Source organism: Brevibacillus sp. HB2.2 (assembly GCF_013284275.1).
In the GTDB taxonomy this organism is placed as follows: Bacteria; Bacillota; Bacilli; order Brevibacillales; family Brevibacillaceae; genus Brevibacillus; species Brevibacillus brevis_D.
In genome coordinates this window covers 18642-32794 of sequence record NZ_JABSUV010000045.1, presented here as the reverse complement: position 1 = coordinate 32794, position 14153 = coordinate 18642, and the positions used below count along the sequence as shown (strand labels likewise).

The following is a 14153-nucleotide window of genomic DNA, read 5'->3' as shown; positions in this document are numbered from 1 at the left end:
GAGAGAGACGATGAGTAGAGAGGGCACCGCGAATATCGTATGGCATCCGACGACGATAACCAAACAAGACCGTCAGAAGCGTGCAGGCCACAAAAGCTGTGTCTTATGGTTTACGGGGCTGTCTGGTGCTGGCAAATCGTCGTTGGCCAATGCAGTCGATCACGAACTGCATCAAAGAGGGCTAGCCAGTTACGTGCTGGATGGTGACAATATACGTCACGGCTTAAACCGCGGATTGGGGTTTGGGGCAGAGGATAGACAAGAAAATATTCGCCGAATTGGCGAGGTCGCGAAGCTGTTCGTAGATGCAGGTGTGATTACGTTGACCGCGTTTATCTCTCCCTATAGGGAAGATCGGGAGCTTGCGCGTAATCTGGTAGAGGCGGGAGAATTCATCGAGGTATATGTAAAGTGTTCATTGGATGAGTGTGAGCGCCGGGATGTGAAGGGACTGTATCGAAAAGCGAGAAGTGGAGAGATTGGTCAGTTTACGGGGATTTCAGCACCGTATGAAGAGCCTCTTCGAGCGGAGTTGGTCATTGAGAGCGACAAGCAGACGATGGAAGAATCTGTCCAGATGGTCCTTACATACCTGGAAGATCTCAAGATTCTCTAGTTCTATGGATAGGTAAAAAAAGCACGACGCGAGAGGCGCCGTGCTTTTCTTCGTGAGGAAAAATATTACTTCGTAGTGGTCGCTGGTTCAACAGCTTCCAGATCCTCAGTCATTTCTAGCATCCATTTTTGTTGATCAACCATGCTTTCAGCGATTGGACGAACAAAGCCCTTGTCGCTAAAGCTGTTGATTGCTTTTTCGTCTTTCACCAGCTGTTCTACAGTCAGACCAGCATCTTTTGCTGGTGCATTGAACTTGGTTGCTTTTCCGAAGTTGTATGCATATTGATCAGCAGACAGACCAATTGTTACAGGTTGCTTCATTTCTGGCGCTTGGAAAGTTACGCTCAGATCGCTTGTTTGTTTTACAGGCATCTTGTTGCTGTCGATGTAGAAGTCGAGGTTCCAAGCGAGCTTGTGGAAGCCTTCTTTTTTCATTTCTTCTACGATTTTTTCAGGTGTGTATGCTTTACCTGTTTCTTCCAGCCATTTTTTCGCTTCAGCCATGCCTTCGTTTACCATTGCTTCTGCATTTGCACGCTTCTCAGCTCCTGTGGTTTTCTTGCCCATTTCCGGATACAGATCTTCTGTCATGGAAGTGGTCAGTACCATCATATCGATCGCAAAATCTTTAACTTCTTTGCTAGCTACTGCATCGTTAGCTGTGAAGAAGAACATTTTTACCAATTCTTTTGCGTCGATTTTTACAGTTACATGAGTTGCTTCTACCTTATCACCGTTTGGCAATGTAACGGATTGTTTGCCATGGTTTTTCGCGTCAGCCAATGTATAGCCATATTTACTTACATACTTTTTCACAAAGTTGAAAGTAAGATCGTTCATTTTGTCTTGGTATTCTTTCAGCTTCGCAGCGTTAGCAGCATCGGAGCCGCCAAGCTCAGCCATGAAAGGATTGGATGCGTTCGAATCGAGTACCAAGTACTTGCTGTCCAGTGGAGACTTCACGTAGACTTTATCTTCGTCAACGATTGTTTCTACGGATGCTTTTTTGTCACCTGTCCAGAGCTTGTTGTCGCGCAGGAGCTTGTCGTCTTTTACTTCTACTTCAAACTTCACAGTGTCCAGATCCAGCTGGGAGCCTTTTACTGTTACGCCTGCTTTCAAAGCTGACAACAACGCTTTCCCTTCTTTGTCAGCCGGTTCTCCGAATGCTTCAGGCAATTTCTCAACGTCGCCTGTTAGCTTCAAGGAGCCTTCAAAATCATAGTTTGGCTTGTCAATTGTCGCTACGATAGAATCACGCACCAGGGATGCCTCGCCTGCACAACCGGTGAGCAGTACCGTACCTGCTACCAGAAGAGCGCTACCTTTTTTCCACATGATGTGTTCCTCCCCTATGTATATTATTTTTTATTCCCCCTTTGTTCTACGCACAAATAGAGAAAAGGTTTCGCAAAAACGGAAAAAAATCACAATCCAGCTAATTCTGTCCCACTTTCATGGTAAAATGAAGGGGAAAAGATGGTTAGTGAAGAAAGGGCGTTGCAACATGTGGTCGTGGCTTCAAAAGCTGATGAACTTTTTTCAGGGAGAAAGAGAAGAAGAGATAGAGGAAGAAGGCCGTCCAGCAGGTAGCGGTAACCAAGCAGATAATCCTGTTCCCCGTCAGCCTCAGCCTCAAGCGAGAACAAAAAGCATATACCCAAAAGAACGGGTAGACACTCGAGATATAGAAGACAATGTGCGTCAAAGAAGAGAGCGTCAATTTCGTTTTCCAGTTGTCCCGGATGACTATTTGGAGAAGAAGCGCAATCGCAGCGAGAATCCTGCCGAATCGAATGATCGCAGTCGCCAGCAGGCACCTCGTGAGCGATTCGAACCCAAGCGTGAAACGATGCGACCAGTAAATGATCGCGGGTTGGAAGCAAAGACAGAGCCCGTTTTCGAGAAAAAGAAGCCTGAGCTTGTTAAAAACAACATCGAGATACCGCAGCGTCCAAACCGTGCGCCGCAAAAAGAAGCGGAAAAAGTAACGAGACCCGTTTTTTCTACAGAAGAAAAGCGTGCCTACCAGCCGTCTGAAATCGTTTCTCCTGTTTATGGGAAAATAACCCCGGCGACGCGTGAGGCAGAGCATCGGATTCATACGACTGCGGGAATCATTTATCCGCGTCAGGAGCAAGAAGAGCATTTGCAGCAGATGAAGCAGTGGGAACAAGAGATAAGCGAGCGATATTTTCCGGAGGAGCAAGAGTCTGCTTTTTTTGAGCAAAACGAACCGCAGCATGTTGTTGTTGCGAATGAATCTGTACATATCGAAGGAGAAAATACTGTTGCAAAGACTGTCGTGGCAGAAGCTCTTGATTCAGAACAAGAGGTTGCAGCCTCCGTACAAGTGGAAGAGACGGTAGTAGAAGAAATAGAAGAAATAGAAGAAATAGAAGAAACAACGCTGGTGGATACGGAGTTGCTAGCTACGGATCTGCAAGATTTTGATGCTGATTCTGATGCATTCGAGCCAAAAGCCGACGAGACGGTGGCTGAAGTGCATGAGAATGAAGAGCCACAAATAGAAGTGAGCGAACTCGCAGAACCAATGGCGAGCGTGGATGCGGAAGAAGAGGTATCGGAGTCTCAAACGATGGAAGAGCGACTAGCCGATGAGGAAGCCGAGCATGGAATGATTCCTACACCTAGTGAGGTTGTGCAGGTGGAGAGCGAGAATGATGGCGATGACGTCGAAGAGCCTGCCTATGCATCATCTATCAGCCGTTTGCTAGAGAGAGCAGAAATAGATTCACCACAGGAGCTCAGTTCAGCAGAAGTTGATTCAGGTTCCGAAGATACGCCACAGCACGCAGCACCAGCAGAACCAAGTGAGCCTGAATCGATTGCTCAACCAATTGTGGAATCCGTTGTGGAACCGATTGAAGAACCGATTGAAGAACCGATTGAAGAACCAGTTGTAGAAACCGAACCTGAAACCGAACCTGAAACCATACCTGAAACCATACCTGAAACCATACCTGAAACCATACCTGAAACCATACCAGTCCCTGCTTCATCCGCTACACAGTCCGTGAACCTGTCTCAGGCGTCCAAGTCGATGCAGCCTGCGTCAGCTCCGGTAAAAGACTCGTCCAATGAAGCGGACCAAGGAGCAGAGTCTGCACAGCCGCCATACGCCTTGCCGGATTTGGGACTGCTGAATCCAAGCCCACCCGTCAGTGATGACGACGATGAGCATACGCAAATTCAGAAGCTATTATTGGAAGAGACGCTCGTGAATTTCAATGTCAGCGCTCAAGTAGTAGGGATTGTCAAAGGCCCATCCGTGACACGCTTTGAGTTGCAACCGGCTCCGGGCGTAAAAGTGAACAAGATTACGGGATTAGTCGACGATATCAAGCTGAATTTGGCTGCCAAAGATATTCGTATCGAGGCACCGATTCCAGGACGCAATGCCATCGGAATCGAAGTCCCGAATATGTCCAGCCAACCTGTATTAATCGAGAAGATTATCAGTTCAGACAAGTTTCAGGAGCATTCCTCTCCGCTGGCAGTCGCACTTGGTATGGACATCGGTGGCGAGCCGATTATTGCGGATATTAAAAAGATGCCGCACGGTTTGATTGCCGGCTCGACAGGCTCGGGGAAAAGTGTCTGCATCAACTCGATCATCGTCAGTCTGCTGTACAAAGCGACTCCTGAGCAGGTGCGATTGCTCTTGATCGACCCGAAAATGGTAGAGCTCGCCCCTTATAATCATTTGCCGCATCTGGTTACGCCTGTCGTGACAGAGGCCAAGCAGGCAACGGCATCTCTCAAGTGGGCTGTGGAAGAAATGGAGAAGCGCTATGCGTTATTCGTAGATGCGGGTGTTCGCGATATTGACCGCTACAATCAGACGACAGATGATCAGCTTCCTTATATCGTGATCGTCATCGATGAGTTGGCTGACCTAATGATGGTTTCGCCGCAGGATGTGGAGGATTGCATTATCCGGATCGCTCAAAAGGCACGTGCTTGCGGCATTCATTTGCTTTTGGCGACACAGCGCCCATCCGTGGATGTCATTACTGGAAACATCAAGGCAAACGTACCGACTCGTCTTGCTTTCGCCGTGTTCTCCCAAGTTGATTCGCGTACGATTCTCGATCAATCTGGGGCAGAACGACTGTTGGGTAGAGGGGACATGCTGTTTCTTGAGAGCGGTACGACTCCGGTTCGTCTGCAAGGGAACTTCGTCTCGGATGACGAGATCGAGCGAATCACGCACATGATCAAAAAGCAAAGAAAGCCTGCGTACATTTTCAGCAAAGAAGATTTGGAGCAGCAGGTTGCATCATTTGACAGCGGAGATGATCCGTTGTATCTGGAAGCCCTTGTGTTCGTAGCCGACCAGGGTCAAGCTTCTGCATCTGGATTGCAACGCCGTTTCCGCGTCGGATATAACCGTGCTGCCCGTCTCATCGAAATGATGGAGGCAGATGGGTACGTCGCAGGACAAAGCGGCGGTAAGGCTCGCGCCGTCCTTATTTCCAAGGAGGACGCCCAAGCCGTAGTGGAGGGATCGACTCTCCTGTAAAATACGAGGGTCTTGCATGGAGCAAGGCCCTTTCTACAGGGACGAGTTGCCTAAATATTCAGTAAGGTAGTATGCTATAAAATAGATGTGAAATGGAAAGGAACGATGACGATGAATCCGCTGGCGAAAAAGTATCAGGAAATTGACGACAAAGTTGTCTTGTTCAATGAAGAGTATTATTTGAGCGTGGAGAAAATCGACATTACCGCATTGACGCTGGAAAAAAGGGAGTCGCTCTTTAACCAGCTGTACGATTTCGACAGTCCGGACATGGAACTGGAGATCGATGTCTCCGAGGAAGACAAGGGCGTTTGGTACCTGCAATTGCTCGTGCCGCATGTACTGACACTGCCTGAGGCTGCCAAAAGACGCATCGAAAATGGAACCAATCAACTCACCCAGCATTTGAGTGAGCAGGCAGATGGGCTAGTAAGGACGCAATTGCTTGGGGAAGAAATTTATACTTATGTGAAACGGTACAATCCAGATTTGGAAAGTATTGCCTAATAAAAAACATCCATCTATCCCACAACGAGGGGCCAGATGGATGTTTTTCATTCCCCTTAGCTTTTGGCCGTTTTGGTCACTAACCAGGTGCAGGCAGTCTTATTTGTCGTAGTCGCAATCCATTCACAGGGTTGATTGTTTACAGGAGTGATCAAGCGCAGAGTATCGCCTTTGATACCGCCATATTTGACGGAGGCGCTGGGGGCTGTTGCGACATACACAACACGTTCGTTGATGGAAACAATTGGGGTGAAGGAAGAGTTTTCGGATTTGTAGCCGCTTGTGAGGGAAACAGGAACAGGGAGGTTTTTCATGGAGAGGGTTATTTTATCCGAAGACTTGTGATAAAACATTTTTCCAGTAACCTGGCTGAAGTCGCCACCATCCACGGTGACTACTAATGGGTACGTTCCGGTGCCGTAGAGCATGATGGCGTGATCGGACCCGGAGTAACGGTTGTTTATGAGGGAGACATTTCCGCAGCGGTTCAACGAAATGTTTTGGGTCAGCCGAGGGTCAAACGAACAGTTTCTGACAGTAACTTGTCTCTCGGCGAGCACTTCCCATGGCTCCAAGCTCAAGGCGTAGCCGCCGATGGAAGTCGCTGTATCATTGGCCTCGAAGCTACAGCCATCAAATACAAGTCCTACATCTGAATAATCCACGGTGAGACCAGTACCAACTGTCTTGGTGCTTCCTTGTGCGGTCGTATGCAATACCCAGCGACAATTGCTGAACGTCATGTTTTTCATAAAGTTCACCCGATTTTTCTGTTCAGGTGCCGTATAAAATACCGAGGAGCTGATACAGCCTGTCATGCCAGTAAGACTGAAGCTAGCGAGCGAAACAAGATGACTACCTTGCACGACCATTGGGGAGGACAAATCTCCTTCCAAGTCGAGCTGTTGACGGCAAGAGATATTGGTCAGGTTTACGAACATGGGTGTGGCTCCATCGTACCCTTGATTGAGCTCGACCTCAAAACGATCACACGCTACATTCGCTGCATTCAGCCGTTCTAGGCCACCCGTCACGGTAATGTCTGAGCGTGTACGCTTGCGGTTGTCGCTGTAAAAATCGGTAATTTGCACAGTGCGGACATAGCAGTTTTTTTCTCCAGCAAAGTAAAAATGGTCGGCGACTCCATCCGTGCACCATACTTGTTGTAGTGCTACGTAATTGATATAGCTGCTAGGACCGCCACCACGAATGTAGAAATCGGTGCTATGCTCGTAATCGTAAGGGTCGGGTGGCAGCGGGTTTGCTCTCGCATTGGAATCGATCTTCAGGTTGGCGACCACAAAAGAATCAGCATCCCCACCCGCGGACGTAATCGAGAACAGCCAGCGCCAATCTGCGGCAGTTGAATTCGCTTTCCTTTTTATTACGGAAAAAGGACCGATTCCCTGCATCACTAGGCTTTTTCCTGCTCCTAGGATGACCTCCAATCTGTTTGGCTCAATGATATAGGTGCCAGCAGGGAAAAATAATGGAATTTGCAGGTTCAGAGCAGCAGTTAATGCAGTCTGGATTGCTTGGGTATCGTCGGTCACTCCATCCCCCTTTGCTCCGTACGTTTTTACATCAATCCACATAAAAGCATTCCCCTCCAAAAAATGGGTAGACAAGATTGTCTTCTTTTCATTTCATTCAACCATTTCTCAAATGTTGACAACCATTTAGTAAAAAGGGCATGGACTCCCTAAAAATGTGTTCCATAAACTTTGGGCAACGACTGGCATATTTGTCCTAGAACCTCCGTATGAATAAGCAAAGAGGTGGATAGTATGTCGATTTTGGTGACAGGTGCAGCTGGATTTATCGGTTTTCATGTAGCACGACGGCTTTTGGAACAAGGACAGACGGTGTGGGGGGTAGATAATTGCAATGAGTATTACGACCCGGTCTTGAAGAGTAACCGACTGGAAATCCTCCAAGCGTATCCATTATTTCGTTTTGTCAAAGCGGATATTGCAGATCAGAGCAAGATGGACGAGTTGTTCCGAGAAATGAATCCGGAGACTGTCATTCACTTGGCCGCTCAGGCGGGTGTCAGGTACAGTCTGGAAAATCCTCATGCCTATACGACTTCCAATATCACCGGGTTTCTAAACATTTTGGAAGGATGCCGACGGTCGAGGGTCAAGCATTTGCTCTACGCATCCTCAAGCTCCGTCTACGGAGGGAACACAAAGCTACCATTTGCGGAGTACGATCCCGTAGATGAGCCGGTCAGCTTGTACGCAGCAACGAAAAAAGCCAATGAACTGATGGCCTATACCTATAGTCATTTATACGGCTTGCCTGCGACGGGACTGCGCTTCTTTACGGTATATGGGCCGTGGGGCCGACCCGATATGGCGCTCTATACGTTTACCAAGGCGATTTTGTCGGGAGAGCCTGTCCGCATTTTCAACTACGGCAACATGACAAGGGACTTTACGTATGTGGACGATATCGTCGAAGGGATGCTGCGACTGATGAATCGAATCCCCCAAAGGGAAGGGGATAAGGTGCCGCATGAGGTCTTCAACATCGGGAATCACCAGCCGATCGATTTACTTACGTTTCTCTCGATCTTGGAAGAGAAGCTGGGGAAAAAGGCTGTTCGCGACTATTTGCCCATCCAGCCGGGGGATGTTCCTGCTACCTATGCATCAGTAGAAGCTCTGTATGAGGCGACAGGCTTTCGCCCAAAAACACCAGTCGATGTGGGGATATCCCGCTTTGTAGACTGGTACGTCAGCTATTATGGTGTCGCTCATGCGTAAAAAAGTGGGAGTAGTAGGTCTTGGATATGTAGGACTGCCTGTTGCGATTGCTTTTGGCCAAGTGCTTCCAGTAGTGGGTTTTGACATTGACGAAAGACGCATACGCAGTCTGGAGAGCGGAATGGATGAAACCGGAGAGATGTCTACAGATGAGCTGATGCGAGCCAACATCACGTATACAGATGACCCCGCAAGTCTCGCAACGTGTGATTTTATCATCATAACGGTACCCACACCTGTCGATTCTGCGAAACGGCCCGATATGCGCGCACTCACTCTCGCGTCTGAAAGCGTTGGGCAATATCTGACTTCAGGGACCATCGTTGTCTATGAATCGACCGTGTATCCAGGGGCAACAGAAGAAATTTGTATTCCTGTATTGGAAAAAGCGTCTGGAAAGCTGGCGGGAATTGATTTTTTCGTCGGCTACTCACCTGAACGAATTAATCCGGGGGATCGGGAACGGAGATTGTCTCAGATCGTCAAGGTCGTTTCAGGGCAAGATCGCCAGACGTGTGAAACGATTGCCGAGATGTACGGGTTGATTGTAGAGGCGGGTATTCACAAAGCGCCCTCGATTCAGGTGGCTGAGGCAGCCAAAGTGATTGAGAACACGCAACGCGACATCAACATCGCCTTGATCAATGAGCTCTCGATTATTTTTGACCGCTTGAGCATTTCTACGGCAGATGTACTCCAAGCCGCTCGGACCAAATGGAATTTCCTTCCGTTCTCTCCAGGACTCGTCGGTGGTCATTGTATTGGCGTTGATCCGTACTATTTGACATACAAAGCGGAGAGTGTTGGTTATCATCCACAGGTCATACTGGCTGGACGACGGATTAATGATGGAATGGGCAAGTTCGTCGCGACCTCACTCGTGAAACAAATGATCTGGCAAAATATTGCGATTCAAGGCTCGCGGATTACGATTATGGGCATCACCTTTAAAGAAAACGTGTCGGACATTCGCAATAGTCGGGTCATCGACATTATTCAGGAACTAAAGGAGTTCGGAGTAGAGGTCCAAGTGACAGATGAATTGGCTTGTCCAGAGCGGACGAGAGAGGAATACGGCATTCAATTGCGAGAGTGGGAAGACCTGCAGCCTGCCCACGGAATCGTATTGGCTGTACCTCATGAGCGATATCTGCACCTGGGATGGGAGGAGCTTGCAGGGCTCTTGTATCAGGGGCAAGGTGTTATCGCAGATGTGAAAAGCGTGCTCAATCGCGAAACATGCCCGGCAGAAATTAGCCTGTGGCGTTTATGATGACCATTTTTTGAATAACGATCACCTGGAGCGGATGAATATGAGCTACCGGAAGAGAAGATTCTGGTTAAGCTTATCGGACGCAGGAATTATCAGCTTGGCTGTCTGGTTGGCCTGCCTGGTTCGATTTGATTTTTCTTTCACGGAGATAAGCGACTATCAACCTATGTATTTGATGATTGGCCACGTACTTTTCGTTGTGACAGGCATGCACTTTGCTCAGCTCTATCGACCTGTTTTTCGCTATGTCAGTGTTCGCGAACTGGTCTCGATCATTTTTGCGACGAGCTTTTCTGTTTTGGCTCTCTATCTGGTACTAAAAATGACGTACCTGCTTGGTTGGTCCGTCCGATTTCCCACCTCACTCTTTCTCATGACACTAGCCTTTGTTTTGCTCGGGATCACAGGCTCTCGGTTTGTATGGAAGTGGTGGTATGAAGAGCGGGAGAAAAGAACGCAGGATCGCAGGCGCACATTAATTATCGGGGCAGGTAGCGCAGGGGTGCTCGTAGCCAGAGAGATGAAAACCTCGCCTTTGTCGGAGCTGCGTCCAGTGGCTTTTATCGATGATGAGCCCAGTAAACAAAATCTGCGTGTGTACGGCTTGCCCGTTGTAGGGAATCGGGCTGACGTTGCCCGTGTCGTTCAACGACTTTCCATCTCGGACATCGTGATTGCCATGCCATCTGCTTCCCGACAGACGATTAAGGAGATTTTCGATATTTGCAAAACGACGAGAGCCAGCGTCAAAATTTTGCCGCATGTAGCAGACATCATCAGCGGAAAAATCACGATGAACATGATACGGGATGTAGCGTTGGAAGATTTATTGGGAAGAGAGCCTGTTCAAGTCAATCTGGAAGAGATTACGGGGTACTTGCGGCAGCAAGTCGTACTTGTGACAGGAGCGGGCGGCTCGATTGGGTCTGAACTTTGCAGACAAATAGCTAGATTTGGCCCAAGGAAACTGCTTCTCTTGGGGAACGAAGAGAACGGTATTTTTGAAATGGGCCTGGAGCTCTCGCGTTTGTTTCCTGAGCAGGAGACCGTCAGCTTAATTGCAGATATTCGTGACAGACAAAGAATTGCTTCCATTATGCATGAATATCGTCCCGCCGTTGTTTTTCATGCGGCAGCCCACAAGCATGTGCCGTTAATGGAGAACAACCCATGTGAGGCATTAAAAAATAACATTCTGGGTACGAAAAACGTTGCGGAATGCGCGCTGGAAACCAGCGTCTCTCATTTCATCCTGATCTCGACGGATAAGGCAGTGAATCCAACCAGTGTGATGGGAGCCACGAAAAGGATCGCTGAGCTATTGATCCAGGGTTATAACCATTTCGGACTTACCCGGTTTGCGGCTGTTCGCTTTGGAAATGTCCTGGGGAGCAGGGGGAGTGTCGTTCCCGTTTTTCTCAATCAAATACGGGCAGGTGGACCGATTACCATTACGCATCCAGATATGGAGAGATTCTTTATGACCATTCCTGAGGCTGCCCAGCTTGTTATCCAGGCGGGAGCACTCGCTCAGGGAGGGGAAATATTCATTCTCGATATGGGGAAACCGGTCAAGATTGTCGATATGGCCCTCGACCTTATTCGCTTGGCAGGCTTGGAGCCCGGGAAGGATATTCCGATCGTATTCACGGGAATTCGTTCGGGTGAGAAGCTGTACGAAGAAATTTTGACGGCGGAAGAAGGCTTGTCATCTACTTGCCATAATCGCATCTTCATTGGGAAGCCGCTCGATTTTTCCTGGAATGAGCTCTTGGCAGGGATCGCCCGGTTGGAGCAAATTGCAGACAAGGGAGCGACGATGGAGGATAAACAATCTATCATCGAGATTTTGCAAGGGATTGTGCCAGGCTATCAATCCACTTCTTACGTGAAGGAAGAGTCTACGCCAGTCCCTTATCCAGTGGCGATCGGATGAGCGTCAGCAAATGGAAGGAAAAGATCGCCACGATCAAGTGGAAGCGGCTGCTAGCATGGGGAGGATTGATTTGTCTCATCAGCCTGAGTGGTTATGGTGTGTACGTCTATCTGTCGTTAAAAGAAACAGCCAGCAAAATGTACCTCCCTGTCCGCACGCAGAAATCTGTCGAGATACCTGTAGCGACTGAGCCAGCATCTGTAAGACAAACACCGACCATGAATTCCCCAGAAGGAGCTACACCGCCTGCGGCTGAAGTGGAGAACTCCGCTATCTTGCCCAAAGAACCGATCACTCTACTGCTTCTTGGCGTTGATGAACGAGAGAATGACAAGGGGCGCTCAGATGTCATCCTCGTACTCTCCGTCAACCCGAAAACGAAATCTGCGCTGCTCATCAGTATACCGCGTGATACACGAACCGTTATCGCTCACAAAGGTACCCAGGATAAGATCAATCACGCCTATGCATTCGGCGGCGTGCAGCAGGCAGTAGATACCGTCGAACAGTTTCTTCAATTACCCGTTGATTACGTGGTGACCGCGAATATGGAAGGGTTCGCAGGTGTGATCGATGCGCTGGGCGGAGTGGAAGTCAACAACAAGCTTGCCTTTACTTATGCCGATTACACCTTTCCGGTCGGTCCCATCCAGCTAGACGGGAAGCAAGCCTTGGTCTACGCTCGCATGCGCTACGAAGATCCGAGAGGCGACCTCGGGCGCAACGAAAGACAGCAGGAAATCATCAAGGCATTGCTGGACAAAGGCGTAACCCTTGCATCGCCTACTCGATTGAATGATGTCCTTACGACGATGGGGAAATACGTGAAAACGAACATGACCTTTGATGTGATGAAACAGCTTGCCCTAAGCTACAGTACGGTAGTTACCTCCGTCGAGACGATTCGTTTGGAAGGAAAGGGTCAAATGATCAATGGAATCTACTACTATGTTGTCAGCCCGCAAGAGCGCGAGAGGTTGACCGAGAGTCTTTCAACTTTTCAAAAACAAATCGAACCTCCCGTACAACTGCCAAAAGAAGGAAGTGACAGCATAGCGGGGCAAAGGGGGAAGCAGGATGAATGAGGAGCTTAATCTTCGTGAAATACTCCTGATGTTGTTGAAGCGATGGAAGCTGATCCTTATGATTACCTCTTTATGCACCATCGGAACAGCGCTCGTGAGCTTCTATTTGCTGACACCGATTTATCAGGCGAAGACGGAAATATTAGTGAATCGCTCGCTGGATTCAACCGTAGAGAGCATGCTATCCGTCGCAGAAATTGATTCCAATCTGAAATTGATTGAGACCTATCGCGTCATTATTGAAAGTCCGAGGGTGATGGAGCGAGTGCTCGAAGTGATCGGGGCGGGTTCTACGATGGAGGAGCTGCTGCTTCAAACAAAGGTAGAGCCAGTCAAGGACTCGCAGGTCATTTCCATTACGGTAGAAGACCCGGATCAGGGCAGAGCTGTGCTCATCGCCAATACAATCGCGAAGACCTTTCAGGAAGAAGTCGTCAAAATGCTCAGCATGAACAACGTGCATATTTTGGCGGAAGCCCGAAATAATCCGGCGGCCATTCCTGTGAGTCCAAAGCCGATCCTCAATTCGGTAATCGCTTTTGTCCTCGGGTTGGCAACATCTATGGTCGTCGTCTTCTTACTCGTGCAGATGGATACCCGACTTCAATCGGAAAAAGAAGTGGAGGAGTATTTAGGCTTACCTGTACTGGCAACCATTGCGGTGATTGATAAAAAAACGCGGAAGGCATTTCGCCAGCCCAAGGTGGAGGAAGTGAGGAATGAGTATGAGAAGGCAGAAGCCTGATGATCGTTACCAAAAGCTGATCGCCCATTGGGAGCCGCTGTCTCCGCTGGTAGAGGGCTACCGTACCCTTCGCTTAAACATTCAGTTTTCCATGGGCGACAAGCTGATGCAAACGATTTTAGTCACCAGTCCAGGGGCTTCTGAGGGAAAAACGATCACGGCTGCCAACCTGTCCTTGATGATGGCAAAGGATCACAAGAAAACGGTGCTGCTTGATTTTGACTTGCGCAATCCGCGGGTACATTTCACTTTTGATATGCCCAATCTGTACGGGATCAGTTCTTACTTTTCGGATATGTGCCAGATTCCCGATATCATCCAACCGTCTGGGGTGTCAGAGCTGTCGATCATTACGGCAGGGCCAATCCCGCATAATCCAGCGGAAATGCTCGGGACGCCACGGCTCTTGGAATTGATGGACTATCTGCGCCACAGCTATGATTTTGTCATTGTCGACAGCCCGCCATTAATCGTAAGCGACGCAATGGTGCTGGCGAGGGAAATGGACGGCTGTGTCATGGTGGTGGATGCTAGCAAGACGAAGCGGGATTCTGCTGTCAAGGCGGTAGAGCAGTTAAAAGCAGCAGGAGCCAATCTGCTCGGTGTTGTTCTCAACAACAAAAAGGTAGGGAAGAGAGAAGGCTACTACGGATATGGGTACAATGCATAGCA

General features: G+C 48.8%; 11 protein-coding genes. 9 read left to right on the top strand and 2 right to left on the bottom strand.

Annotation, left to right across the window (positions count from 1 at the left end; genetic code table 11):
* Window positions 1-10 precede the first annotated feature (10 nt).
* Window positions 11-616, top strand: a complete 606-nt coding sequence (gene cysC, locus HP401_RS25005) for an adenylyl-sulfate kinase (protein WP_173606977.1) — start codon at window positions 11-13, stop codon at window positions 614-616.
* 65 nt (window positions 617-681) lie between these two features.
* On the opposite strand, the gene HP401_RS25000 is transcribed toward cysC, so the two are convergent.
* Entirely contained in the window at window positions 682-1956 is a 1275-nt protein-coding gene (locus HP401_RS25000) for a hypothetical protein (RefSeq protein WP_173606976.1), read from the bottom strand.
* A 169-nt stretch (window positions 1957-2125) separates the two neighbouring features.
* Here HP401_RS25000 and HP401_RS24995 point away from each other — a divergent pair, with 169 nt between their 5' ends.
* Window positions 2126-5164, top strand: coding sequence for a DNA translocase FtsK (locus HP401_RS24995; RefSeq protein ID WP_254457179.1), 3039 nt, complete (start codon window positions 2126-2128; stop codon window positions 5162-5164).
* 111 nt (window positions 5165-5275) lie between these two features.
* Window positions 5276-5671, top strand: a complete 396-nt coding sequence (locus HP401_RS24990; RefSeq protein ID WP_173606985.1) for a hypothetical protein — start codon at window positions 5276-5278, stop codon at window positions 5669-5671.
* Between the two features lie 56 nt (window positions 5672-5727).
* Here HP401_RS24990 and HP401_RS24985 read toward each other — a convergent pair whose 3' ends face one another.
* Window positions 5728-7266: a glycosyl hydrolase family 28-related protein gene (locus HP401_RS24985; RefSeq protein ID WP_064201139.1), complete on the bottom strand. Its 1539-nt coding sequence runs from the start codon at window positions 7264-7266 to the stop codon at window positions 5728-5730.
* Window positions 7267-7458: 192 nt separating this feature from the next.
* Between HP401_RS24985 and HP401_RS24980 the strand changes: the two genes are divergently transcribed.
* The 6 genes from HP401_RS24980 to HP401_RS24955 are packed head-to-tail and all read left to right on the top strand — an operon-like array spanning window position 7459 to window position 14151.
* Window positions 7459-8442 (top strand): NAD-dependent epimerase, encoded by a 984-nt coding sequence (locus HP401_RS24980; RefSeq protein ID WP_173606974.1) that lies wholly within the window; start codon window positions 7459-7461, stop codon window positions 8440-8442.
* Entirely contained in the window at window positions 8435-9715 is a 1281-nt protein-coding gene (locus HP401_RS24975) for a nucleotide sugar dehydrogenase (protein WP_254457177.1), read from the top strand. Before HP401_RS24980 ends, HP401_RS24975 begins: the two co-directional genes overlap by 8 nt.
* Window positions 9716-9755: 40 nt before the next feature.
* Complete coding sequence (locus tag HP401_RS24970; protein WP_173606972.1) at window positions 9756-11651, top strand: polysaccharide biosynthesis protein; 1896 nt, start codon at window positions 9756-9758, stop codon at window positions 11649-11651.
* Window positions 11648-12736, top strand: a complete 1089-nt coding sequence (locus HP401_RS24965) for an LCP family glycopolymer transferase (RefSeq protein ID WP_173606971.1) — start codon at window positions 11648-11650, stop codon at window positions 12734-12736. The genes HP401_RS24970 and HP401_RS24965 overlap by 4 nt, the downstream gene beginning before the upstream one ends.
* Window positions 12729-13481: a YveK family protein gene (locus HP401_RS24960; RefSeq protein ID WP_173606970.1), complete on the top strand. Its 753-nt coding sequence runs from the start codon at window positions 12729-12731 to the stop codon at window positions 13479-13481. Before HP401_RS24965 ends, HP401_RS24960 begins: the two co-directional genes overlap by 8 nt.
* Window positions 13456-14151 carry a CpsD/CapB family tyrosine-protein kinase gene (locus tag HP401_RS24955; RefSeq protein ID WP_015892498.1) on the top strand — a complete coding sequence of 232 codons (696 nt, stop codon included), beginning with the start codon at window positions 13456-13458 and terminating at the stop codon, window positions 14149-14151. Before HP401_RS24960 ends, HP401_RS24955 begins: the two co-directional genes overlap by 26 nt.
* Window positions 14152-14153 lie beyond the last annotated feature (2 nt).

What these genes read in the sequence shown, in the direction of transcription:
- HP401_RS24975 (WP_254457177.1), top strand. Translation starts at nt 8,435, where the DNA reads ATGCGTAAAAAAGTGGGAGTAGTAGGTCTTGGATATGTAGGACTGCCT.
- HP401_RS24960 (WP_173606970.1), top strand. Translation starts at nt 12,729, where the DNA reads ATGAATGAGGAGCTTAATCTTCGTGAAATACTCCTGATGTTGTTGAAG.
- cysC (WP_173606977.1), top strand. Translation starts at nt 11, where the DNA reads ATGAGTAGAGAGGGCACCGCGAATATCGTATGGCATCCGACGACGATA.
- HP401_RS24990 (WP_173606985.1), top strand. Translation starts at nt 5,276, where the DNA reads ATGAATCCGCTGGCGAAAAAGTATCAGGAAATTGACGACAAAGTTGTC.
- HP401_RS24995 (WP_254457179.1), top strand. Translation starts at nt 2,126, where the DNA reads ATGTGGTCGTGGCTTCAAAAGCTGATGAACTTTTTTCAGGGAGAAAGA.
- HP401_RS25000 (WP_173606976.1), bottom strand. Translation starts at nt 1,956, where the DNA reads ATGTGGAAAAAAGGTAGCGCTCTTCTGGTAGCAGGTACGGTACTGCTC.
- HP401_RS24980 (WP_173606974.1), top strand. Translation starts at nt 7,459, where the DNA reads ATGTCGATTTTGGTGACAGGTGCAGCTGGATTTATCGGTTTTCATGTA.
- HP401_RS24955 (WP_015892498.1), top strand. Translation starts at nt 13,456, where the DNA reads ATGAGTATGAGAAGGCAGAAGCCTGATGATCGTTACCAAAAGCTGATC.
- HP401_RS24985 (WP_064201139.1), bottom strand. Translation starts at nt 7,266, where the DNA reads ATGTGGATTGATGTAAAAACGTACGGAGCAAAGGGGGATGGAGTGACC.
- HP401_RS24970 (WP_173606972.1), top strand. Translation starts at nt 9,756, where the DNA reads ATGAGCTACCGGAAGAGAAGATTCTGGTTAAGCTTATCGGACGCAGGA.
- HP401_RS24965 (WP_173606971.1), top strand. Translation starts at nt 11,648, where the DNA reads ATGAGCGTCAGCAAATGGAAGGAAAAGATCGCCACGATCAAGTGGAAG.